This is a genomic window from Micromonospora olivasterospora, from assembly GCF_007830265.1.
GTDB classification, from domain to species: domain Bacteria; phylum Actinomycetota; class Actinomycetes; order Mycobacteriales; family Micromonosporaceae; genus Micromonospora; species Micromonospora olivasterospora.
This window is the reverse complement of the sequence record NZ_VLKE01000001.1, coordinates 1,889,629-1,911,424: the sequence shown is the minus strand read 5'-3', so window position 1 is coordinate 1,911,424 and position 21,796 is coordinate 1,889,629. Positions and strand designations below refer to the sequence as shown.

Here is a 21,796-nt window from a genome sequence, read left to right as displayed (position 1 = left end):
CCGTAACGGGCGCGGGGCCGGACGCCCGGGTGGTGCCGTCGCCGGCGACCACCCGGCCGTTCACGTGGTGCCCGCCGGAAGCGCCGCCAGCTGGAACCGGCTGGTCAGGTCCGGCAGGATGGTCTGCAGCGCGTTGACCGTGCCCTGTCGGTCGCCGCCCGCGTCGTGCATCAGGACGATCGCGCCGGGCTGGGTGTTGGCCGCGACGAACGAGGCGATGACGCTCGCGCCCGGCATCTCCCAGTCCGTGGGGTCGACGCTCCAGTGCAGCGGGACCAGCCCCAGTTCGTCGGCCACCGACACCACCGGCTCCGTCCACGCCCCGCCGGGCTGCCGGTAGTACGCGACGCGGGCGTTCGGCACCGCCTCCCGGATCGCGGCGTTGGTGCGCTGCAGGTCGTCCCGGATCGTGGCGGGGGACCGCTGGCCCAGCTCGACGTCGTGGTTCCACGAGTGGTTGCAGAGGGTGTGCCCCTCGCTCACGATCGCCCGGACCAGGTCGGGATGGCCCTGGGCCATCTCGCCGACCACGCAGAACGTGGCCTTGACGCGGAACTGCCGCAGCAGCTCCAGGACCTGCGGCGTGTACTGCGGGTCCGGCCCGTCGTCGAAGGTGAGCGCCACGTTCGTGGAGCCGGTGGTGACCTGGGTCCCGAACGGCCCGTCCATGGCGGTCTCCAACCCAGGGATCTCCGCCCCGCTCGCGCTGGCGCTGGGAGTGGGGGAGCCGGCCGTGTCCCCGCGACCCGGGCTCCGGTCGGTGCCGTCCGTGGGCGGCTGTTCGGTGGACGCGGGCGTCCGCGCCGAGGTGCCGGTCGGTTCCGGCACCAGGCTCCGGCCGACCGCGTACGCGGACCCGAGCAGTGCGGCCACCACGAGGGTGGCGATCGCGACGAAACGTCTGTCCCTCCCGGTGCCCGTCATCGGACACCGCCCTTCCGGTCTCTGAACTTGCCCTTCTTCGCCCCCGTGTTCATGGCACGCACCCTCGCCCTTTCATCCATCAACCCGACAGTCAGCGTAGAAGCGACGAGTTGGGTAAAAAGGGCATGCGAAAACACTTCGCCCGAACGAGGAGGGGGCGGTCCGGCGAGCGGAAAGCCGGCGGGCCGGCCGGGATCGGAAGACCCGGGGCCGGTGGGGAGCGGAGGACTCAGACGGGCAGCGGGGCGGCCTCAGAGTCCGGCAGCGACCGCGACGGCGGCACGACGAACTTGTAGCCGACCTGCCGGACAGTGCCGATCATCGACTCGTACTCGGAGCCGAGCTTCGCCCGCAGCCGCCGGACGTGCACGTCCACCGTCCGGGTGCCGCCGAAGTAGTCGTACCCCCAGACCTCACGCAGCAGTTGGTCCCGGGTGAACACCCGGCCCGGGTGCTGCGCGAGGAACTTCAGCAGCTCGAACTCCTTGTACGTCAGGTCGAGCGGGCGGCCCTTCAGCCGCGCGGCGTACGTGTCCGGGTCGATGGTCAGCTCGCCGGCCCGGATCGCGCCGCCGGCCCCGGCCGTGGCGTTGTTGAGCCGGCCGACCGCGAGCCGGAGCCGGGCCTCCACCTCGGCCGGGCCGGCGCCGGCGAGGATCACGTCGTCGACGCCCCAGTCGGCGTTGAGCGCGATCAGGCCGGCCTCGGTGACCACCGCGACCAGCGGCACCCCGAGCCCGGTGGCGTGCAGCATCCGGCAGGTGGCCCGGGCCTCGCTCAGCTCGGACCGGGCGTCGACCAGTACGGCGTCCGGGGTGGGGCCGGCGACCAGGGTGCGGACGTCGCGCGGCGCGGTGCGCACCGAGTGCGGCAGCAGGTCGAGTGCCGGCAGCACCGCCGATGCTGTGCCCGCGCGCGCGGTCACCAACAGCAGGATCTCCACACGATCACCTCCCGTCCCGGGCGGCCTCGGCCGCGCGCGACCAGCGACACTCCCGGCGGGGAGTGGCGCTGAGAACTTGCGTGGTCCCGGCGTCGCTGACGGGCGGGTAACGGGTCGAGCGTAACGGATGGCCCCGAGCGCACCCTGGCGTGATTTCCCCTTTGCCAGTATTGTGCCCGCTCGCGCGGCAGATTTTAACGTTGCCGAAACCGCGACCACCGCGCCGGCGCCGGGGTCTGGCACGATCGGGGCGTGTATCCCTCGACCTCCCCCGAGGCCGGCCGGGACCCGTGGGCCGACGACGCGCGCCCGGGGCCGTCCGGTCGTGCGCACCCACCGGCGCCGCGCACCGGCCCGGACGTCGACGACGACCGGCCCCGACCGCGCCGACGCGGCCCCCGACGGCTGCGCGGCCGGGGCGACGACTCCGGTTGGCGGCCCGACGACGAGTCGCTTGACGGAGCGGACGACGAGGAGGAGATCGAGCCGGTCGAGGTGCGCCGGCCGCTCTCGCTCACCGTCGCCGGGTTCGCCGCGCTGCTCGGCGTCGGCCTGGTGCTCGGCGCGCAGACCGCCGGGCCGGGGCACCGGCTGCCGTTCGCGTTCGTCATCTTCGGCGTGCAACTGCTCTTCGTCCTCGCCTGGACGATGGCGATCCGCCCGCCCGCGCTGCTGGTGGTCGCCGGGGTCAGCGCCGTGGTCGCCGCCGCCGCCGACACGGCCGCGGTGCAGTCCGACGTCGCCGGCCTGGCCCCCCTCGGCTACCTGGCCGCCGGCGGCTTCCTGCTCGGCGTCCTCGGGCAGTTGTTCCGCCGGGTCGACCGGGTCCGGGTCACCGACTCGCTCGGCAGCACCCTGCTGATCGTGGTCGGCGTGGTGTCGTTCGGCACCCTGATCGTGCTCGGCCGCGTACCGGCCGGCACCCAGGCGATCACCATCTGCCTCACCGCCGCCGGCGTCGCGCTCACCGTCGCCCGGCTCACCGACGCGGTGCTGCCCTGGCCCCGGCTCGCGCCGCAGGTGCCGCGGGGCGCGGCGGGCGTCGTCGTCGGCGCGATGGTCGGCACGCTGGCCAGCGCCGTCCTCGGCAGCTACCTGGTCAGCTTCACGCCCACCAGCGGCGCCCTGGTCGGCCTGGTCACCGCCGCCACCGCCGTCCTGGCCGATCTCGCCGTCGGGTACGCCGAGGCGGGCCGGCTGATGGCGGGCGAGCCGCCGACGATGTGGATCGCCCGGCACATGCAGGGCCCGCTCGGGGGCTTCGCGCTGGCCGCGCCGGCGGCGTACGCGATGTGCGTACTGTTCCTGTGACCGCCGGCCGGCCCGGACGGCGGTTGGGATCCGTACCCCTCGGGTATTGACCGGTGCGCCGCGGACGGCGGCACCGGCGCGAGAGAAGGAGGCGGCGTGGCCGAGGCCCACCCGGCGTACGAGGAGCGTCCCCGGCGGCGCGGGCGCAAGGTGCTCATCACGCTCGTGGTGCTGCTGCTGGTCCTGGTCGGGCTCCTCGCGGTGGCCGACCGCGTGGCGGCCGGGATGGCCGAGCGGGCCATCGCCGAGCAGGTCCGCCAGGAGGTCGCCAGGCAGGACGCGCAGTCCGCCGCGCCCAGCGTCGAGGTCGGCGGCTTCCCCTTCCTGACCCAGGTCCTCGACGGGAGGTACGAGCGGATCTCCATCGGGCTGCGCGACGTGCGGGCCTCGGTGGAGGGCGACGCGCTCAGCCTGCCCGAGCTGAACGTCGACGCGCGCGACGTCCGGGCCTCGCTGGAGACCCTGCGCACCCGGCAGGGGGACGTGGTCGCCGAGACGGTCGACGGCAGGGGCGTCATCGCGTACGACAGCCTCGCCAAGCTCCTCGACCGGCCGGGGCTGACCCTCAACGAGCGGGACGGCAAGCTCGCCGTGACCGCGCCCGTGGACGTCCTCGGCCAGAAGCTCACCGTCACCGGTACGGCCGAGGTGACCGTCGGCAAGGAGGGCCAGGTGTCGCTGCGCTTCGCCGACCTGGACGCCGAGGGGCTGCCCCAGGTGCCGCTGGCCCGCACCCTGCTGAACAACTACGCGCGGAGCATCTCGATCGACGTGCCGCTGCAGGACCTGCCCCTGCACCTGAAGGTGCGTGAGGTCAAGCCGCTGCCGCGGGGGCTCGAGGTGACCGTGGGGGCGAAGGACGTACCGATCAACTCGGCGGGCTGACCGGCGTATCGGCGGGCTGACCGGCGTACCCGATCGGCGTACCTGGTCGGCCCTGCCCGAACGGGCGTCCCGGATGCTGGTCGGGTCGGTGGCACTCTCCGGGACGGCTGGTAGGCTCCCTGCTCATGGGGACGCTCCTCACCAAACGGCGCGCGGTCGACCTGTGCCGCGTGGCCACCTGCCTGTGTCGCCCCGTCATCTGACGGCGGGGCTGTCCTCGGCCGCCCAGCGGCCACCGGCCACAGGGTCGCGTACCCTCCGGTCCTTGAACGCCCGGCAGCGGCGCCGTCGCACGAACCCGTGATCCCGTCCTAAACCAGGGCCCGCGTGTGGTGCGACAATCACGCATTTCGATCTCCGCGCGCAGGCTCACCGTCCATCCTCACCAGGGAGTGATTCGATGAGTCGCGACACCGCACTCGTCTCGGCCGAGTGGGCCGAGAAGAACCTCGACGCCCCGGGTGTCGTCTTCGTCGAGGTCGACGAGGACACCTCGGCGTACGACACCGGGCACATCGCCGGTGCGATCAAGCTCGACTGGAAGACCGACCTGCAGGACCCGGTGCGCCGGGACTTCGTCAACAAGAGCCAGTTCGAGGCGCTGCTGTCCGAGCGGGGCATCGCCAACGACGACGCCGTCATCCTGTACGGCGGCAACAACAACTGGTTCGCCGCGTACGCGTACTGGTACTTCAAGCTGTACGGCCACCGCGACGTCAAGCTGCTCGACGGCGGCCGCAAGAAGTGGGAGCTGGACGCCCGCCCGCTGGTCACCGACAAGGTGGAGCGCCCGAAGACGCAGTACGTCGCGCAGGAGCCGGACACCTCGATCCGCGCCTTCCGGGACGACGTCGTCGCCGCGATCGGCGCCAAGAACCTGGTCGACGTGCGCAGCCCCGACGAGTACGCCGGCCGGCTGCTCGCCCCCGCCCACCTGCCGCAGGAGCAGGCGCAGCGCGCCGGCCACGTGCCGACCGCGATCAGCGTGCCGTGGTCCAAGGCGGCCAACGAGGACGGCACCTTCAAGTCCGACGACGAGCTGCGCAAGATCTACGCCGACGCCGGCCTCGACGACGGCAAGGAAACCATCGCCTACTGCCGCATCGGCGAGCGCTCCTCGCACACCTGGTTCGTGCTGCAGGAGCTGCTCGGCCACCAGAACGTGAAAAACTACGACGGTTCCTGGACCGAGTACGGCTCGCTCGTCGGCGTGCCGGTCGCGCTCGGCGACGAGCCTGGGGAGGCCTGAGATGACAGCTCCGACCGCCGCCGCCAGCTGCGCCGCGCCCGACCAGGCCGCGCCGCTGCCCGCCAGCCTTGACCTGGAGAAGGAAACCGTCATCACCGGCGTCGTCCGGTCCGAGGCCGGCGAGCTGGTTCCGGGCGCGTACGTCCGGCTGCTCGACTCGACCGGCGAGTTCACCGCCGAGGTGGTGACCTCGCCTGCCGGCCAGTTCCGGTTCTTCGCCGCGCCCGGCAACTGGACGCTGCGGGCGCTGTCCCGGCACGGCAACGGCGACACCGTCGTCACCGCCGCGCGCGGGATCAACGAGGTGGCCGTCACGGTCGCCTGAGCCACGCCGCGCATCGACGGGCCGGTCGCCCCCACGGGGTGACCGGCCCGTATGCGTGACGTGACACGATGAGCGGGTGAGTGGTGCTGTCCACGCGGGCCATGCCCCGCCGACCGGTCCGTCCGAGCCGACGCCCACCCGCCGCAGGTCCCGCTGGCTGCTCGCCGCGACCGTGGCCTGGGCGGTGCTGCTCGCCGCGCTCACCTGGGTGTCGGTGCGCACCGACGGTCCCACCGTGCGCGAGCAGCGCACCCTGGCCCAGGCCGGCCCGGTGGCCGACTGGGCGGTCGGCGAACTGGTCGCCGCGGCCGGGGGACGGGTGGTCACGCTCGCGCCGGACCGGGTCGCGTCCGGCTGCCGGGTCACCCCGTTGCTGGACGGCGCGACGCTGGAGCGGGCCGTCGAGGTGATGACCGGTGCCGACGAGCCCCGGGCGGTGCTGGAGCACGTCGCCGACCGACTCCCGGCGGCCTGGCGCGCCGGCGTCCTGGTGAGCGACGAGGGCCCCCGGCTGCGCGCCGACGCCGGGGAGTTCGTGGCGGTCGCCGGGCGGCCGGCCGGCGACGGCCGGGTCCGGCTCACCGTGCGCACCGGGTGCCGCCCGTCGGCGACGGCTACCGCCCGCCCGCAGGACAGGGCGGCCCGGAGGCGGACGCGCTCGCCGCCGCGCTGCGCGCCCTGGGCAACCCGGCCGCGCCCGCCTCCCAGGCGGTCGCCGCGCCGTGCCCCGGGGGCGGCTCGGCCCGCACGACCCGCGTCACGCTCGACCCGGTCCCGGCGGATCCGGCCCGCGCGCTCGCCGCGGTCGCCGCCGGCGCCGTCCTCCTCGACGTCCCCGAGGTGTACGCCTACCGCCAGGGCGCGGCGACGGTGGCCCTGACCGGCGGGGAGCTGACCGCCACGACCGGCTGCGCCGGCTGACCTCGTCCGGCGGACCTCGTTCGGCGCCGGCTGACCGGCGTCTCCCGTTCGACGGGCCGGCGCGGCGTCTCCCGTTCGGCCGGCCGACGCGGCGTCTCCCGTTCGGCGGGCCGACGCGGCGTGGAGGCGCGGCGGTCAGTAGACCAACGCCTGCGCCCCGTCGGCCATGGCCTCCTCGACGAACACGGCGGCCCCGGCGATCCGTACGCCCGGCAGGACGTCCCCCGGGCCGATGTCCCGCCGGGCGGCGCACTGGGTGCAGGCGGTGACCTTGCCCGTCGCCATGATGACGTGCAGCAGTTCGGCCAGCGGCGCGGAGTGCGGCAGCTCGAACTCCTGCGCCCGGCCCGGCAGCGCGAACCAGGTCGACTCCCCGGTGAGCCAGAGCGAGACGTCCACCCCGGCGGCCGCCGCGGCGGCCGCCACCGTGAACGCCTGGGCGCACCGCTCCGGGGCATCGGCTCCTGCGGTGGCCTTGACGACGAGAGTGCGGGCCATGCCGCCCAGCATAGGATGGCCCGGATGGTTACCGAGATCGGGTTCGTCAGCCTGCTGGTCGCCGGCCTGGGCGCGCTCGCCGGTGGCCTGGTCTATCTGGCAGTCAAGATTTCGAGAGGTCGCTGGTGAGCCCTGTCCTGCGAGCCCCGCAGCCGCGAACGAAGATGATCTGGTGAGCGCGAGGAGTGAGCCGGGTTTGCGAGCCCCGCAGTCGCGAACGAAGATGATCTGGTGAGCGCGAGGAGTGAGCCGGGTTTGCGAGCCCCGCAGTCGCGAACGAAGATGATCTGGTGAGCGCGAGGAGTGAGCCGGGTTTGCGAGCCCCGCAGTCGCGAACGGAGATGATCTGGTGAGCGCGAGGAGTGAGCCGGGTTTGCGAGCCCCGCAGTCGCGAACGGAGATGATCTGGTGAGCGAGGACAACCCGCTTGCGCCGCCGCCGTGGCTGAACGCGCCCCCGGTCGGGCCGTACCCGTACGAGGAGAGCCACGACCTGCGCGTGGGCCCGAAGCTGCACCCCACACTGGACGGTCTGCTGCCGTACGTCGGGGTGTGGCGGGGCCGGGGCCGGGGCGGCTATCCGACGATCGAGGACTTCGACTACGCGCAGGAGATCCGGATCAGCCACGACGGCCGGCCGTTCCTGTTCTACGAGTCGCGGGCCTGGATCCTCGACGAGCAGAGCCGGCCGGTGCGCCCCGCCGGCCGTGAGGTCGGCTGGTGGCGGCCGGTGCTGGCGGGCGAGCGGGCCACCGACGAGCTGGAGGCGCTGATGACCACGCCCACCGGCGTCATGGAGCTGCACATCGGCAAGCGCAAGGGCACCCAGCTCGAGTTCGTGACGGACGCGGTGGTGCGTACGTCGACCGCGAAGGCGGTCAGCGCGGGCCACCGTCTCTTCGGCATCGTCGAGGGCGCCCTGCTCTACGCCCAGGAGATGGCCGCCGTCGGCCAGCCCCTCAGCCCACACCTCTCCGCCCGCCTGACCCGCGTAGCCGGCTAACCCGCCGCCCCTCCCCTCCTCGCCTCCTCCCGCCCCCCTCGCCGCCTCCGCCCCCTCGCCTCGGCGATCAAGAAGTTTGCGTCAGCGGACCCCGTTCTTCCTGACGCAAACTTCTTGGTCAACCCGGCTCCTCCTCGGCGGGGAGCGGGAACGCCAGGAGGGATTGGAGGGCCGGCGTCTGGGGGGCGGGGCGCAGGGGGGTGCCGTCCAGGGTGTGCACCGGGGCCAGGCCGCGGACCGACGAGGTGAACCAGACGCCCTCGGCGGCGCGCAGCTCGGCCGGCGTGACCATCCGTTCCGCCGCGTCGAGGCCCAGCTCGCCCGCCCGCTCGAGCAGCCAGGCCGCGGTCACCCCGGGCAGGATCCCGGTCGCGGCCGGCGGCACGGTGCACAGGGTGCGGCCGGTCAGCCAGACCACGTTCGCCGTGGGCCCCTCCAGGGCGTACCCGTCGGTGGAGATCCACAGCACGTCGTCCACACCGTGCGTGGCGGCCCAGCGGCGGGCGGCGGCGCTGACCGCGTACGACGTCGACTTGATCCCGACCGGCAGCCAGTCCAGAGCGGCGCGGGCGTGGGCGGCCACGCCCAGCGGCAGGGTCGCCACGGCGATCCCGGCCCGGCGGGCCCGCCGGGCGGCGGCCGGCACCTCGGTCAGCGTGGCGTAGACGGAGGGGGCCCGCGCGCCCTCCGGGCCCCGGGTGCAGACCAGCCGCAGCGCGCCCTCGACGTCGGCGGGCCAGCCCGCGCAGGTGGTCGCCAGCAGCTCGACGAGCACGCCGGTCGGCGGCAGCGACAGGTCGATCCGGGTGGCCCCCCGGGCCAGCCGGGCGAGGTGCTCGTCGCGCAGCCAGGGCCGCCCGCCACGCAGGTGCATGGTCTCGAACAGCCCATCCCCCTGGAGTACGCCCAGGTCGTCGCCGCGCAGGGTCGGCTCTCCCGCGGACAGCAGGCCCCGCCCGAGCACCGCGATCCTGGCCGCCACCACGACCGCGAAGCCTAACGCCGGAACTCGGCCCGGCACACGCCAACCCGCCGACCCCGCCCGGCCGCGAGCGCCCCCGACCGGCCTGCGCGCGCCCGCCTCGGCCTCGGCCCAGCGCGGTGACCAAGAGGTTTGCGTCGGGAGGTGGGCGCTTGGGTGACGCAAACCTCTTGATCGCCGCGCCGGGGCGGGGTGGGGTGGGGCGGGGCGAGGGGCGGTGGGGTGGGGTGGGGTGGCGGTGGGGTGGGGTGGGGTGGGGTGGGTGGGTGGTCGCGGGGGTGGGGCGGGGTGGCGGTCGAACTATGATCGGAGGGTGTCCGAATCCTCCCTCGCGGAAGTGCTCCGCGCCCGTGGGCTGCGGCTCACGGCACAGCGGCAGCTGATCCTCCAGGCGGTGCTGGATCTGGGGCACGCCACACCGGAGCAGGTGCACAGCGCGGTCCGCGAGGTCGCCGCCGGGGTCAACATCACCACCATCTATCGGACGCTGGAGCTGCTGGAACGCCTCGGCCTGGTCACCCACACCCATCTCTCGCACGGCGCGCCCACCTACCACGCCGCCGGCGAGCACCAGCACGTCCACCTGGTGTGCCGGGAGTGCGGCGCGATCGACGAGATCGATCCGGAGCTGCTGCGGCCGCTGGCCGACCAGTTGGCCGAGCAGCGGGGGTTCCGGGTGGACATCGGGCACGTGGCGCTGTTCGGCGTCTGCGGGAGCTGCGAGGACGGGGAGCAGAAATGATCGACATCGCGGGAGCGGTGGCCGTCGAGGCGATCGACGAGGCGACCCGGGACCAGCCCGACCCGGAGCACCGGGCCGCCGGCGTACGCGGGGTCGCCGCCCACTACGGCGACCCGCTGCGGGAGCAGCGCATCCTGGACACCGCCGTCGGCCTGGTCGACCGGTCGCACCGGGGCGTGGTCGCGGTGTCCGGCGAGGAGCGGATCGGCTGGCTGCACACCCTGACCACCCAGCACCTGGCCACGCTGCGGGCCGGCGAGGGCACGGAGCTGCTGGTGCTCTCTCCGCACGGGCACGTCGAGCAGCACGCGATGGTCGCCGAGGACGGCGTCACCACCTGGCTCGACACCGAGCCGGGGGCCACCGACGGCCTGCTGGCGTACCTGGAGAAGATGCGTTTCTTCAGCCGGGTCGAGCCGCGCGACGCGACCGCCGAGCAGGCCCTGCTCTCGCTGGTCGGGCCGGAGGCGACCGGCGCGCTCGGCACCCTCGGCGTGACCGGGCTGGCCGAGCCCGACGCGCTCGCGGTCCCCGGCCCGAAGTTCCGCTCCGGCGAGCTGCCGGCCCGGCCCACCGTCCGGTACGCGGTCGCGCCGCTGCCCGGCGGCGGGTGGGCCCGCCGGGGCCCGCTGGGCGTGGACCTGCTGGTGCCCCGGCCGGCCATGGCCGACGTGGTCGCCCGGCTGCGCGACGCGGGCGTGCCGGTGGCCGGGTTGTGGGCGTACGAGGCGGTCCGGGTGGCCGCCCGGCGGGCCAGGGTCGGGGTGGACACCGACCACCGGACCATCCCCGCCGAGGTGGAGCTGATCGGCCCGGCGGTGCACCTGGACAAGGGCTGCTACCGCGGCCAGGAGACCGTGGCCCGGGTGCACAACATGGGCAGGCCCCCGCGTCGCCTCGTACTGCTGCACCTGGACGGCGTGACCACCGACCAGCCGCCGGCGGCCGGCACGCCGGTGACCCTGGACGACCGGGCGGTCGGCTTCGTCGGTACCGCCGTGCAGCACCACGAGCTGGGCCAGATCGCCCTGGCGGTGGTGAAGCGCAACGTCCCCGACGACGCCCGCCTGCTCGTCGGCGAGACCGCCGCCGCCATCGACGTGGGGTAGCGGGCCGCCGGACGCGGTGTCCGCCCCGACCCGGCCGGGGCGTCTAGGATCGCCGGCATGACGACAGGGACGTTGATCACGGTTGCCCCCACCGGCGCGGAGTCGGCCAAGGCGGATGTGCCGGCGCTGCCGGTCACCCTCGCCGAGCTGCTGCTGACGGCGAAGGAGTGCGAGGCGCTCGGCGCGGCCGTGATCCACGTCCACATCCGCGACGACGAGGCGAAGCCGACCCTCGACCAGGGCCGGCTGCGGGAGACCGTGGCGGCGCTGCGTGAGGGCACGGACCTGATCGTGCAGCTCTCCTCCGGTGGCGCGGTGACCGACCCGGAGGCCGACCGGCTGGCCGTGCTGGACGCGGGGCCGGACATGGCCTCCTGCACCATGGGCACGGTCAACTTCGGCGACGACGTCTTCCTCAACCGCTGGGAGTTCATCGTCGACCTGCACACCCGGATGCAGGAACGCGGCATCGTGCCCGAGTACGAGATCTTCGACCTCGGACACCTGACCTCCCTCCAGCGCCTGCTCGGCAAGTACGGGCTGCCGTACGGCGGGCACGTGCACGTCGACTTCGTGATGGGCGTGCCGGGCGGCATGCCGGGCACCACGCAGGCGCTGGTCGCCGCGCACCAGGCGCTGCGGGACCTGCCGGAGGGCACCACCTTCTCGGCCACCGGCGTCGGCCGCACCACCCTCCCGGTGCTGCTGGCGTCCCTGTCGGCCGGCGGGCACCTGCGGGTCGGCATGGAGGACACCATCACGTACGCGAAGGGTCAGCCGGTCGAGTCGAACATGCAGCTGATCGCCCGGGCGGTCGGCTTCGCCCAGCTCGCCCAGCGCCCGCCGCTGACCGCCGCCGAGGCCCGTGAGCTGCTCGGGATCCAGCGGACGACGGTGGTGTGAGCCTGTCCGGTCCCGCTCGCGGTTGGCGGGCGGTGCCGGCCCGGAGGTAAGCACCACCTCGGCCCCGGACCCCTGTCGCCGCACGGGTAACCGACCTGGTCACCCCCGTTCGGCGCCGCCCCGACGCGTCGGTACCGTCCACGTCGTGACAACGACGTACGAGGGCGGCGTCCCGCTCGCCGAGGTGGTCCGCTCCGGGTTCGTGGAGGGCCTGCACCGCGGCTCGGTGGTGGTGCTCGACGCGGCGGGCGAGCCCGTGGCCACCGCCGGTGACGTGCGGTCCGGGATTTTCCCCCGCTCGTCCAGCAAGCCGATGCAGGCGATCGGGATGCTGCGCGCCGGGCTGTCGCTGACCGACCCGGCCGACGTGGCGCTGGTGTCGGCCAGCCACGCCGGGGAGGAGTTCCACCTGGCCCGGGTCGCCGCGCTGCTGGCCGCCGCCGGGCTGGACGAGTCGGCCCTGCACTGCCCGCCCGACCTGCCCGCCGGCGAGTTGGCCCGCGACGCGGTGCTGCGGGCCGGCGGCGGGCCGACCCGGGCGCAGATGAACTGCTCCGGCAAGCACACGGGCATGCTGCTCACCTGCGTGGCGGCGGGCTGGCCGCTCGACGGCTACTGGCGGCCGGAGCACCCGCTGCAGGTGCGGCTGCGGGCGACGGTCGAGGAGTTCTGCGGCGAGGAGGTGTCGGCGGTCGGGGTGGACGGCTGCGGCGCCCCCGTGCTCGCCGTCCCGCTCACCGGGCTGGCCCGGGCGTACCTGCGGCTGGTGTCCGGCGAGCCGGGCTCCGTGGAGCGGACCGTCGCGGACGCCATGCGGGCCCACCCGGAGATCGTCGGCGGCACCTGGGCGGAGGACACCCGGCTGATGCGCGGGCTGCCCGGCGTGCTGGCGAAGATCGGCGCGGAGGGCGTCATCGCCGCCGCGCTGCCGGGCGTCGGCGCGGTCGCGCTGAAGATCGACGATGGGGCGGGGCGGGCCCGGATGCCGGTCCTGGTTTCCGCGCTGCGCCGGCTGGGCGTCCAGGCGCCGGTCCTCGACGAGTACGCCGAGCAGCCGCTGCTCGGCGGCGGCGTACCGGTCGGGTCGGTCCGCCCCGCCTGGTGAGGTGAAGGAGGGGGTCCTCCTCCTACTTGAGGAAGTCGAGCAGCGTGCAGCGGCGCGACCGGGTTCCCGCTGCCGGCCTCGTCGTACGCCAGGGTGGCGCCGTTGACCTCGATCTTCGTCACGAGGGACGGTACGGACCGGACAGGCCGGCTGCGACAGCCTGGTGAGACGCCGCTAACTATGGCAAGCATTCCGCTTGCAGTTGTTAGCGGCGGGGGTTACGGTCTAAGCATGGCCAGCTCCAAGGACCTACCCGACATCGGCGGGTTCATTCGCGACCTACGCCGCAACGCCAAGATCTCGCTGCGGCAGCTCGCCGAGCAGGCGGGCGTCAGCAACCCGTACCTGAGTCAGATCGAGCGCGGCCTGCGCAAGCCGAGCGCGGAGGTGTTGCAGCAGCTCGCGAGCGCGCTGCGGGTCTCCACCCCCGCGATGTACCTGCGGGCCGGCCTGCTCGACGACAAGGAGGGGCAGGGCGTGCTGGCGGCGATCGCGGTCGACCCCGACCTGACGATGGCCCAGAAGCAGTCGCTCAGCCAGATCTACGAGACGTTCCGGCGGGAGAACGCGCGGCTCGCCGAGGCGACAGCGGCCGCCGAGGCGGCCGAGGCAGCCGCCGACGCCGCAACGAGCGGCGCCGCCGCCCGGCCCGAAACGCCGGCCGCGGCCACGCCCGGCACCGCGCCGGAGGCACCCGCCACGGTCAACCCGGCCGCCACCGGGCCCACCGGCCCGGACGGCAGCCCCACCGAGGCCGTACTGGAATCCGTTGCCGTCACCGAGGCGGGCCCGGCGCCCGCGCCCGGCAGCGGCACCACCGCGAGGGAGGCCGCCGCGGAGGCGGCCCGGAAGACCGCCGCGGCGGTCGAAGAGGAGAAGTGATGACCCAGCCGAAGACCAACCGCATCCCGGCCCCGCTCTATGCCGCCGCCGGCGCCGGCGACCTGGCGATCGAACAGCTCCGCAGGCTGCCGGAGGTGGTCACCGACCTGGGCGGCAAGGTCGTCGCCGAGTGGGGCGGCAAGGCCGTCGTGACCGGCTTCGAGCTGCGCCAGAAGGCCACCGAGACCCTGCGCACGGCGAACCAGGCCGCCGCCGACCTGCGCGGCGGGTCCGTCCCGGCCGAGCTGAACCGGCTCCGCGAGGCGGCCGACCTGAACAAGCTGCGCGCGGTGGCCGACGTCAACCGCCTGCGCGAGGTCGCCGACCCCGACCGGCTGCGCGAGCTGGCCGCCCGCAACGCCGCCGCCGTCGTGGCCGGCGCGCAGGCCGCCCAGGAGCGGGCCCTGGCCGCGTACGCGCTGCTGGTGGCCCGGGGCGAGCGGGTCGTCGGCGCCGGCGTGCTGGAGGCCGCTGACACGGTCAACACCGACATCGAGGCGACCGAGGCCGGCCTGACCGCCGCGCCGACCCCGGCGGCCGCCCCGGCTCCGACCGGCGACGCCGCCGTGGCGGTGGCGAAGACCGCCGCGACCGAGGTCCCGACCCCGGCCGACGTGGCCGAGGTCGCCGAGGCCAAGCCGGCCGCCGCCAGGACCCCGCGCACCCGGGCGACCACGGCCACCGCCACCAAGGCGACCGCGACCCGGACGACGGCCGGCCGGTCGGCCGCGAAGAGCGCCAAGCCGGCGGACGGCGAGACCCCGTCGGCCAAGCTGCCGAAGACCCGGCGCACCCGGCCGGCGGCCGAGTAGTCCAATCCGGCCCGTGCCGACGACGGCCCTGGATGCGTCCTGGAGGACGGATCCGGGGTCGTCGGCATAAGCTTGCCGGCATGGCCAACGCCGCGCCGATCTTCGCCTTCCAGGTCCAGTACTGGATCACCACGCTGCTGCTGGTGTTCGCCCTCGTCATCGAGGGGGTCGCCCTGGTGCACGCGATCATCCAGCGGGGTGAGGCGTTCTCGGCGATCGGCACCCTGCCCAAGGGCGGATGGATCGCCATCCTCGCCGTCTGCCTGGTGCTCACCCTGCTGACCCGGAACGTGCTGAACATCTTCGGGCTGATCGGCGTCGCCGCCGCCCTCATCTACCTGCTCGACGTGCGGGTGGGGCTGCGGGACCTGCACGACGGCCGGGGATCGTCCTGGTGAAAGGGTTCCGCTGGCCACCGCCGCCCGACGGCGGGCCGCGGACCTGGGGCCCCGGCCCGGGCGCCCGCGTACCGGCCGCCCCGCGTTGCCGGAGCCGGAGACCGAGCTGGTCGCGACCCCGCACGGCGTACGGCTGGAGCGGCTGGTCACCGGCGCCGGCGACCCGGTGACGGTGTTCGCGCACGGGCTGGGCAGCGGCATCGCCACCACCCGCCCGTTCGGCAGCGGGGTCACCGGCCGCAAGGTCTTCTTCCAGTTCCGTGGGCACGGGCGCTCCGACTCGCCGCCCGGCCCGTGGAGCTACCTCGACCTGGCCCGAGACCTGCGCGCCGTCGCCGACCTCGAAGGGGCCACCCGGGCGTTCGGGGCCAGCCTGGGCGCGGGCGCCCTCTGCCGGCTGCTCGCCGAGAGCCCGGAACGCTTCGAGCGGCTGGTGTTCTTCGTGCCGGCGGTGCTCGACCGCCCGCGCGGCCGGGCCGCCCGGGACCGGATCACCGACCTGCTCGACGCGGTGGGCAGCGGGGACGCCTCCGCCGTCGCCGAGGTCGTCTCGTACGAGCTGCCGCCCTCGGTGCGCAACACCCCAGCCGGCTGGGCGTACCTGCGGCAGCGGCTCGACCAGTTGCTCCGCGACGGCCTCGCGTCGGGCCTGGTCACCCTGCCGGACCAGGTGGCCCTGCCGGACGGGGCGGCGCTGGCGGCGGTGACCGCCCCCGCCCTGGTGCTCGCGTGCGCGGGCGACGACCTGCACCCCGTCGAGGTCGCCGAGCAGCTCGCCGCCGCCCTGCCGCGGGCCACCCTGCACGTGTACGACCGCCCGGGCGTGCTCTGGACGGAACGCGCCGACCTGCGGGAGCGGATCTCCGGGTTCCTCAACGGGTGACGCGTGGAGCGCAGGGGCGGGCCGACCGCCCGGGTGCGCGTGCGGCTGAGGGCCTGAGCGCGGCTCGCACGCCGGGAGCCGCGCTCAGGCCGGTCGTCGCTCAGACCAGGTCGACGCGTTCCCGTTCGACCGGATAGCCGGCCCGTCCGAAGGTGGCGGCCATCGGGTGGTTGGTCTGGTCGGTGGCTGCGACGACCTCCGTCGCACCGGCCTCGACCAGCAGGTGGGTCGCCTCGACCAGCAGGTCGTACGCGTAACCGTGCCCCCGTTGCTCGGGCACCACGCCGACGAAGCCGACGATCGGGACGCTGTGGTTGCGGGCCGGCACGGTCAGGCCGACCAGCTTCCCGTCCGGCGTCCAGGCGAGCCGCCACCAGTCGCGCGGGCTGGGCAACCAGCGCAACAGGTCCAGCTCCTCCCGTGCCGCGGCATCCGGGCCGGACGTCTCGGCGACGTGCCGCGTGTGGGCGTCCAGGCTGCCCTCGCCGATGCGGCGGAGCACGTCCAGCACGACCGCGTCGTCCGGTTCCGGGCGGAACTCCAGCCGGCCGGGGCGGTCGGGCAGCCCGCGGTCCGGGGTCCAGCGGTACCGGTACCGCCACACCAGCACGGACATGCCGGCGTCGGTGGCGGCGGCGATCCGGGCCTCGGCCTGGGCGCGGATTGCCGGGTCGGTGCGCCAGCCGACGGGTAGCGAGATCGAGTACTCGGCCCGCAGCGGCGCGGCGCGGAGCAGCCGGACCGCCGCGTCGGCGTCGGTGAAGTCGAACCAGTCGAGCGCCAGCGGGTGGTCGTCGTCCGGCCCGCCCCACCAGGCCGCGCGGGCCACGACGGCACCGTCGCGCAGCGCGATCCAGCTCCACTCGGGGCGGTACTGGCCGCTGGCGGCCATGTCGAGGTACGTCTCACCGAACGCGGCGCGGCCGACGAGGCCGGGGCCGGACAGGGAGTCGAACAGCTTCTCCTCGCCCGCGACGAGCGGGCGGATGACCAGGTCGGTCATGGGTTCCTTCCGGGATGCGGGTGCTCCCGTCAGGACGCCCGCGTCCTCGTGGCCGGGTGGGAGCACAGGAATGTCGTGACGGACACGGTGCTCACCTCCCTGGAGTCGTCGAGGACGCCCGCCGAGGGTAGCCGACGAGCGCCGCGCCGGCACGGGAATTTCCCGGTGGCTCAGTCGGCCGCCCGGCGGGCGCGCAGCGACCGGACCTTGTGCCGGTTGCCGCACCGCTCCATCGCGCACCAGCGGCGCCGGCCGGGCCGCGAGGTGTCCACGAAGACCAGGTAGCAGTCGTGACCGGAGCACTCCCGGATCCGGTCGGCGTACGGGCCGCCGAACAGGTCCACCGCGTCTTGGGCGATGGCCGCGAGGGCCTGGCCGGCGCGGGCCGGGAGCACCCACCGCCGGGTTCCCTCGGGGGTCAGCTCGGGGACCAGGGGCGCCGCGGCGGCGGCCTCGTTGAGCGTGGCCAGGTCGGCGGCCGTGGCGTCGAAGTCGGCGGGCCGGTCGGTCGGCGGTCGCCCGCCGGTGCGCGCGCAGGCCAGGCGCCACAGCGCGTCCCGCAGCCGTCGGGCGTTCGCCAGCTCGCCGGGGCGTACGGCGACGCGGCCCGGGTCGAGGCGCAGCCGGGACAGCGCCAGCCAGGCGGCGAGGTCCGCCGGTCGGTGCAGGATCTCGTGCCGGGCCAGCGGGCCCGGACCGCCGGTGGTGAGGAACTCCAGGCAGAGGGCTCCCGGGTCGAAGTGGTAGCGGGTGCCGTCGGGCGAGGTCAGGGTGAGCCCGGTTGCGACGTCGGCCACGTAACTACTATAAGTGGTTACGGAGTGCGGGGCGCGCGGGGCGGTCCGCCGACAGGCGACGGAGGACGTCATGGCACGGGAGTGGAAGCTCGTGGTCGACTGCGCGGACCCGATCCGGCTCGCCCGGTTCTGGGCCGAGGCGCTGGGCTACCTGGTCGAGGACCACAGCGCGCTCATCGACCGGCTGGCCGCCACGGGCACGGTGCCGCCGGAGATGTACGTCGAGGTCGACGGCCGGAGGGCGTGGCGCGACCTGGCGGCGGTCCGGCACCCGGAGGACCCGGTCGAGCCGGCCGAAGGCAGGGGACTCGGCCGACGGCTGCTCTTCCAGGCCGTGCCCGAGCCGAAGCAGGTCAAGAACCGGCTCCACCTCGACCTGCACGTCGGCGCGGACGGCCGGGAGGCCGAGGTGAAACGGCTGGAGTCGCTGGGCGCGACCGTGCTGCGGGAGGTCGCGGAGTGGGGCAGCGTGCACACCACCATGGCGGACCCGGAGGGGAACGAGTTCGACGTGCAGTGAGCGGGCCCGGACCCTCAGCGCCGGGCCGGCTCCGGCGGCAGGTGGGCGGCCCGCACGTCGAGCAGCCAGCGCTCCACGGTCTCCTCGTCGGGCCGGTCCGGCAGCGGCGTGCGGATCCGGTCGAAGTCCCGCTCGGCCGCCGCGACCAGCGCCTCCGCCTCGTCCAGCGCGCCGCTGGCGACCCGCTCCCCGAAGTCCCGGAACCACCGCGGGTCAACCAGCCGGATCTCCAACTGGCCGGTCGCGTAGAGCAGCCGTCCCTGGTGCAGCAGCCGAGCCAGGTGCCGGGCGTGCTTCGCCGAGCGCCGCCGGCCGCCGACGCTGGCGTCCCGGGTCGTCAGCTTGCGGAACTGCTGCGTGGCGTACCCGAGGTAGGCGTCCCGGACGCGGGGCGCGCTGAGGAACGCCGACCGGACGGCGATCAGCCGCTCGCCGAGCTCCGTCCGGGTCTCGTAGCAGTCGTCCGGGAGCCACATCAGCTCGGTCGCCGTCGGGTTGCCGCTCAGCGCGAGGCGCGCGTACTTCCCGCACTCGTGCAGGGTGACGTCGGGGTCGGTGGTGACCATCGACTCCCGGGGCGGGTGCAGGCCGTGGAAGGCGGTCGTCGGGGCGGCGAACACCCCGATCCGGTCGACGTCCGAGCCGGGGCCGGCCAGCCCGTACGCGACCGAGCCGACGATGCCGGAGAGCAGCAGGCGCATGCCGGTGAGCATGACGCAGGACACGCGTCCGCGAAACCGGACTTCGGCTGTCAGGTATTGCTGGCAGGGTCGGCCGCATGACGACGAAACCCCTGACAGGGAAGATCGCGCTCGTCGCCGGGGCGACGCGGGGCGCCGGCCGGCAGATCGCGGTGCAGCTCGGCGCGGCCGGGGCGACCGTCTACGCCACCGGGCGCAGCAGCCGGGCAGGCCGGTCCGAGATGGATCGGCCCGAGACCATCGAGGAGACCGCCGAACTGGTCACCGCGGCCGGCGGCGCCGGCATCGCCGTACGGGTCGACCACCTCGTCCCCGAGCAGGTCCGCGACCTGGTCGCCCGCATCGACGCAGAGCAGGGCCGGCTGGACGTGCTGGTCAACGACATCTGGGGCAGCGATCCGCTGATCACCTGGGAGAAGCCCGTGTGGGAGCAGCCGCTGGAGGCCGGCTTCCGCACCCTGCGGCTGGCGGTCGACACCCATGTCATCACCAGCCACTTCGCCCTGCCGCTGCTGATCCGCAACCGCGGCGGCCTGGTGGTGGAGGTCGGCGACGGCACGCGGGAGTACAACGACAGCCACTACCGGCTGTCGGTCTTCTACGACCTGGCCAAGACCTGCGTGAACCGGCTCGCCTTCACCCAGGCCCACGAGCTGGAGCCGCACGGCGGCACGGCCGTGGCCCTCACCCCGGGCTGGATCCGGTCGGAGTCGATGCTGGAGCACTTCGGGGTCACCGAGGAGAACTGGCGCGACGGCGCGGCCAAGGACCCGCACTTCCTCATCTCGGAGACCCCGGCGTACGTCGGGCGGGCCGTCGCCGCGCTCGCCGCCGACCCCGACCGGGCCCGCTGGAACGGCAAATCCCTGTCCAGCGGCGAACTGGCCCGGGTGTACGGCTTCACCGACCTCGACGGCAGCCAGCCGGACGGCTTCCGGTACATCGTGGAGGTCGTCGAGGCAGGCCGGCCGGCCGACGTCACCGGCTACCGCTGACGCATCGGCCCGTCACGCCGCGCCGCCCGTCACGCCGCGCCGCCCGTCACGCCGCGCCGCCCGTCACGCCGCGCCGTCCGGTTCGCCGTACCGCGCGGCGAGCCGGGCGGCCGCGTGGGCCATCCGCCCCCGCAGCTCCGGCGGGTCGAGCACCTCCGCCTCCGGCCCGAGCCGCAGCATCAGGCCGTACGCCACCTCCACGGACTCCACCGGCAGCCGGGTGACCACCCAGCCGTCCCCGTCGGGCTCGCCGGCGGCGTGCGCCGCCTCGGCGTACGCGAAAGGGGCCTCCGCCGCCCAGCGCAGCGCGCGCAGGCCGGCGGGGCTGAGCCGGACGGTGACCTCGGCCCGGAGCATGCTCCGCAGGAACGCCTCGGCCTGCTCCCGCCAGTACCCGCCCAGGTCGAAGGCGTCGTCCCGGTCGAACGACTCCTCGCCCGCCGCCACCTCGACCACCCGGTCGACCCGGTAGGTGCGCATCCCGCCGTCGACCCGGCCCGCCAGATACCAGACGCCGCTCTTGAGTACCAGCCCGTACGGCTCGACCCGCCGGGTGACCTCCCGCTCGCCGCGCCGGTAGCGCAGCTCGACCACCCGGTCCCGCCAGACCGCGCGGGCCAGCTCGGCCAGCCAGGGCGGTGGCGTCGCGTCCCGGAACCAGCCCGGCACGTCCAGGTGGAACCGCTGCCCCGCGCGGGCCGGGGCGTCGCGCAGCGCGGGCGGCAGCGCGGCCAGCACCTTCAGCTCGGCCGAGGCGGCCGCGTCGGCGAGCCCCATGTCGCCGGCCGGCCCGGGCAGCCCGGCCAGGAACAGCGCCTCCGCCTCGTCCCGGGTGAGCCCGGTCAGTCGGGTCCGGTACCCGCCGAGCAGCCGGTAGCCGCCGGCCCGGCCCCGGTCGGCGTACACCGGCACCCCGGCGGCGGACAGCGCCAGCACGTCCCGGTACACCGTCCGCTCGGAGACCTCCAGCTCCCGGGCCAGCTCGGCGGCCGTCATCGTCTCCCGGGACTGGAGCAGCAGCACCAACGAGATCAACCGCGACGCCCGCACCCGCCCATTGTGTCCGGCCGGGTTGGCCCGCGGCGATTAGGCTCTGCGGTCGTGGACACCGCCAACGGCCTCGCCGCGCCCGTCACCAGCGCCGTACGTCGGTTCTTCGCCGGGGTCGGGCTGCTGCTGCGCGGCATCGGCCTGTACGTCCGCAGCCCCGGCCTGATGCTGCTCGGCGTCGTCCCGGCGCTGATCTCCGGGGTGCTGTTCGTGGGGGCGTTCGCCACCCTGGTCTACTTCGTGGACGACCTGGCCGCGCTGGTCACGCCGTTCGCCGACGACTGGCCGACCACCGTACGCAGCCTGGTGCGGGTGGCCGCCGGGCTGGCCTTCCTCGGGCTCGGCGGGCTGCTCGGGGTGCTCACCTTCACCGCGGTCACCCTGGCCATCGGCGACCCGTTCTACGAGAAGATCTCGGAGCGGGTGGACGACCGGCACGGCGGCACCCCGGGCGAGGTCGACGTGCCCTTCTGGGCGTCGCTGCGGCGCAGCGTCGCCGACTCGCTGCGGCTCGTCGCGATCTCGGCGCTGGTCGGCATCCCGCTCTTCGTGGCGGGCTTCATCCCGGTGGTCGGTCAGACGGTCGTGCCGGTGATCGGGGCGGCGATCGGCGGCTGGTTCCTCGCGTTGGAGCTGGCCGGGGCGCCGTTCTACCGGCGCGGGATGCGGCTGCCGGAGCGCCGCGCGCTGCTGAAGGCGGACCGGCCCACCACCCTCGGCTTCGGCGTCGCCGTCTTCGTCTGCTTCCTCGTCCCGCTCGGGGCGGTGCTGGTCATGCCGGCCGCGGTGGCCGGCGCCACGCTGCTCGCCCGCCGGTCGCTCGGCCAGTCCATCGAATCCGTCCAGGGGCGCTGAC

26 protein-coding genes and 1 pseudogene are annotated in these 21,796 nt (G+C 74.8%); 19 read left to right on the top strand and 8 right to left on the bottom strand.

All coding sequences use genetic code 11. The features are described from left to right. Nucleotides 1-60: 60 nt before the first annotated feature. Complete coding sequence (locus JD77_RS08760) at nucleotides 61-924, bottom strand: polysaccharide deacetylase family protein (RefSeq protein WP_145773830.1); 864 nt, start codon at nucleotides 922-924, stop codon at nucleotides 61-63. 229 nt (nucleotides 925-1,153) lie between these two features. After that, entirely contained in the window at nucleotides 1,154-1,867 is a 714-nt protein-coding gene (locus JD77_RS08755) for a winged helix-turn-helix transcriptional regulator (protein WP_145773829.1), read from the bottom strand. Between the two features lie 252 nt (nucleotides 1,868-2,119). On the opposite strand from JD77_RS08755, the gene JD77_RS08750 reads away from it, so the two are divergent. From JD77_RS08750 to JD77_RS08730, 6 genes are all read left to right on the top strand, one after another. Continuing rightward, the gene (locus JD77_RS08750; protein WP_145773828.1) at nucleotides 2,120-3,178 is read left to right on the top strand and encodes a hypothetical protein; all 1,059 of its coding nucleotides are present in this window, start codon (nucleotides 2,120-2,122) and stop codon (nucleotides 3,176-3,178) included. Between the two features lie 96 nt (nucleotides 3,179-3,274). Then, complete coding sequence (locus JD77_RS08745) at nucleotides 3,275-4,063, top strand: LmeA family phospholipid-binding protein (protein WP_145773827.1); 789 nt, start codon at nucleotides 3,275-3,277, stop codon at nucleotides 4,061-4,063. Between the two features lie 125 nt (nucleotides 4,064-4,188). After that, a complete protein-coding gene (locus tag JD77_RS35085; protein WP_311202345.1) occupies nucleotides 4,189-4,266 on the top strand; it encodes an Ms5788A family Cys-rich leader peptide in 78 nt (25 codons plus the stop codon). 197 nt (nucleotides 4,267-4,463) lie between these two features. After that, complete coding sequence (locus JD77_RS08740; RefSeq protein WP_145773826.1) at nucleotides 4,464-5,312, top strand: sulfurtransferase; 849 nt, start codon at nucleotides 4,464-4,466, stop codon at nucleotides 5,310-5,312. A gap of 1 nt (nucleotide 5,313) precedes the next feature. Continuing rightward, complete coding sequence (locus tag JD77_RS08735; protein ID WP_145773825.1) at nucleotides 5,314-5,637, top strand: DUF1416 domain-containing protein; 324 nt, start codon at nucleotides 5,314-5,316, stop codon at nucleotides 5,635-5,637. Between the two features lie 76 nt (nucleotides 5,638-5,713). Beyond that, the gene (locus JD77_RS08730; RefSeq protein ID WP_246140576.1) at nucleotides 5,714-6,517 is read left to right on the top strand and encodes a hypothetical protein; all 804 of its coding nucleotides are present in this window, start codon (nucleotides 5,714-5,716) and stop codon (nucleotides 6,515-6,517) included. A gap of 176 nt (nucleotides 6,518-6,693) precedes the next feature. Here the strand turns inward: JD77_RS08730 and JD77_RS08725 are convergent, their stop codons facing one another. After that, nucleotides 6,694-7,068 (bottom strand): DsrE family protein, encoded by a 375-nt coding sequence (locus JD77_RS08725; protein ID WP_145773824.1) that lies wholly within the window; start codon nucleotides 7,066-7,068, stop codon nucleotides 6,694-6,696. Between the two features lie 12 nt (nucleotides 7,069-7,080). On the opposite strand from JD77_RS08725, the gene mtfM reads away from it, so the two are divergent. After that, entirely contained in the window at nucleotides 7,081-7,185 is a 105-nt protein-coding gene (gene mtfM, locus JD77_RS34675; protein WP_281292090.1) for a small membrane protein MtfM, read from the top strand. Nucleotides 7,186-7,464: 279 nt separating this feature from the next. Beyond that, on the top strand, nucleotides 7,465-8,058 hold the full coding sequence (locus JD77_RS08720; protein ID WP_145773823.1) for a heme-binding beta-barrel domain-containing protein: 594 nt from the start codon (nucleotides 7,465-7,467) through the stop codon (nucleotides 8,056-8,058). 118 nt (nucleotides 8,059-8,176) lie between these two features. Here the strand turns inward: JD77_RS08720 and JD77_RS08715 are convergent, their stop codons facing one another. After that, entirely contained in the window at nucleotides 8,177-9,043 is an 867-nt protein-coding gene (locus JD77_RS08715) for an aminotransferase class IV (RefSeq protein ID WP_145773822.1), read from the bottom strand. Nucleotides 9,044-9,353: 310 nt separating this feature from the next. Here JD77_RS08715 and JD77_RS08710 point away from each other — a divergent pair, with 310 nt between their 5' ends. The 8 genes and pseudogenes from JD77_RS08710 to JD77_RS08675 all read left to right on the top strand — a co-directional run bounded on the left by JD77_RS08710 (nucleotide 9,354) and on the right by JD77_RS08675 (nucleotide 15,874). Next, on the top strand, nucleotides 9,354-9,782 hold the full coding sequence (locus JD77_RS08710; protein WP_145773821.1) for a Fur family transcriptional regulator: 429 nt from the start codon (nucleotides 9,354-9,356) through the stop codon (nucleotides 9,780-9,782). Continuing rightward, nucleotides 9,779-10,891, top strand: a complete 1,113-nt coding sequence (gene ygfZ / locus JD77_RS08705) for a CAF17-like 4Fe-4S cluster assembly/insertion protein YgfZ (RefSeq protein ID WP_145773820.1) — start codon at nucleotides 9,779-9,781, stop codon at nucleotides 10,889-10,891. The genes JD77_RS08710 and ygfZ overlap by 4 nt, the downstream gene beginning before the upstream one ends. Before the next feature lie 57 nt (nucleotides 10,892-10,948). Continuing rightward, on the top strand, nucleotides 10,949-11,794 hold the full coding sequence (locus JD77_RS08700; RefSeq protein WP_145773819.1) for a beta-keto acid cleavage family enzyme: 846 nt from the start codon (nucleotides 10,949-10,951) through the stop codon (nucleotides 11,792-11,794). A gap of 145 nt (nucleotides 11,795-11,939) precedes the next feature. Beyond that, the gene (locus JD77_RS08695) at nucleotides 11,940-12,899 is read left to right on the top strand and encodes an asparaginase (protein WP_145773818.1); all 960 of its coding nucleotides are present in this window, start codon (nucleotides 11,940-11,942) and stop codon (nucleotides 12,897-12,899) included. 231 nt (nucleotides 12,900-13,130) lie between these two features. Beyond that, entirely contained in the window at nucleotides 13,131-13,781 is a 651-nt protein-coding gene (locus tag JD77_RS08690) for a helix-turn-helix domain-containing protein (RefSeq protein ID WP_145773817.1), read from the top strand. Next, the gene (locus JD77_RS08685; RefSeq protein ID WP_387228822.1) at nucleotides 13,781-14,593 is read left to right on the top strand and encodes a hypothetical protein; all 813 of its coding nucleotides are present in this window, start codon (nucleotides 13,781-13,783) and stop codon (nucleotides 14,591-14,593) included. The genes JD77_RS08690 and JD77_RS08685 overlap by 1 nt, the downstream gene beginning before the upstream one ends. Before the next feature lie 80 nt (nucleotides 14,594-14,673). Continuing rightward, nucleotides 14,674-14,991, top strand: coding sequence for a DUF2516 family protein (locus tag JD77_RS08680; protein WP_145773815.1), 318 nt, complete (start codon nucleotides 14,674-14,676; stop codon nucleotides 14,989-14,991). Next, a pseudogene (locus JD77_RS08675) lies at nucleotides 14,988-15,874 on the top strand (alpha/beta fold hydrolase). The gene JD77_RS08680 and the pseudogene JD77_RS08675 overlap by 4 nt, the downstream one beginning before the upstream one ends. Before the next feature lie 100 nt (nucleotides 15,875-15,974). On the opposite strand, the gene JD77_RS08670 reads toward JD77_RS08675, so the two are convergent. Together JD77_RS08670 and JD77_RS08665 are read right to left on the bottom strand one after the other, a co-directional pair. Next, on the bottom strand, nucleotides 15,975-16,877 hold the full coding sequence (locus JD77_RS08670; protein ID WP_145773813.1) for a GNAT family N-acetyltransferase: 903 nt from the start codon (nucleotides 16,875-16,877) through the stop codon (nucleotides 15,975-15,977). Between the two features lie 170 nt (nucleotides 16,878-17,047). Beyond that, the gene (locus JD77_RS08665; protein WP_211372514.1) at nucleotides 17,048-17,674 is read right to left on the bottom strand and encodes a CGNR zinc finger domain-containing protein; all 627 of its coding nucleotides are present in this window, start codon (nucleotides 17,672-17,674) and stop codon (nucleotides 17,048-17,050) included. A 70-nt stretch (nucleotides 17,675-17,744) separates the two neighbouring features. Here JD77_RS08665 and JD77_RS08660 point away from each other — a divergent pair, with 70 nt between their 5' ends. Further along, nucleotides 17,745-18,194: a VOC family protein gene (locus JD77_RS08660; RefSeq protein WP_145773811.1), complete on the top strand. Its 450-nt coding sequence runs from the start codon at nucleotides 17,745-17,747 to the stop codon at nucleotides 18,192-18,194. Between the two features lie 14 nt (nucleotides 18,195-18,208). On the opposite strand, the gene JD77_RS08655 is transcribed toward JD77_RS08660, so the two are convergent. Further along, nucleotides 18,209-18,895, bottom strand: a complete 687-nt coding sequence (locus tag JD77_RS08655; RefSeq protein WP_145773810.1) for a nucleotidyltransferase domain-containing protein — start codon at nucleotides 18,893-18,895, stop codon at nucleotides 18,209-18,211. Nucleotides 18,896-18,972: 77 nt separating this feature from the next. On the opposite strand from JD77_RS08655, the gene JD77_RS08650 reads away from it, so the two are divergent. Then, entirely contained in the window at nucleotides 18,973-19,890 is a 918-nt protein-coding gene (locus JD77_RS08650) for an SDR family oxidoreductase (RefSeq protein WP_145773809.1), read from the top strand. A 63-nt stretch (nucleotides 19,891-19,953) separates the two neighbouring features. Here the strand turns inward: JD77_RS08650 and JD77_RS08645 are convergent, their stop codons facing one another. Then, on the bottom strand, nucleotides 19,954-20,940 hold the full coding sequence (locus JD77_RS08645) for a helix-turn-helix transcriptional regulator (RefSeq protein ID WP_145773808.1): 987 nt from the start codon (nucleotides 20,938-20,940) through the stop codon (nucleotides 19,954-19,956). Between the two features lie 51 nt (nucleotides 20,941-20,991). Between JD77_RS08645 and JD77_RS08640 the strand changes: the two genes are divergently transcribed. Next, complete coding sequence (locus JD77_RS08640; RefSeq protein ID WP_145773807.1) at nucleotides 20,992-21,795, top strand: EI24 domain-containing protein; 804 nt, start codon at nucleotides 20,992-20,994, stop codon at nucleotides 21,793-21,795. The last annotated feature ends 1 nt before the right edge of the window (nucleotide 21,796 follow it).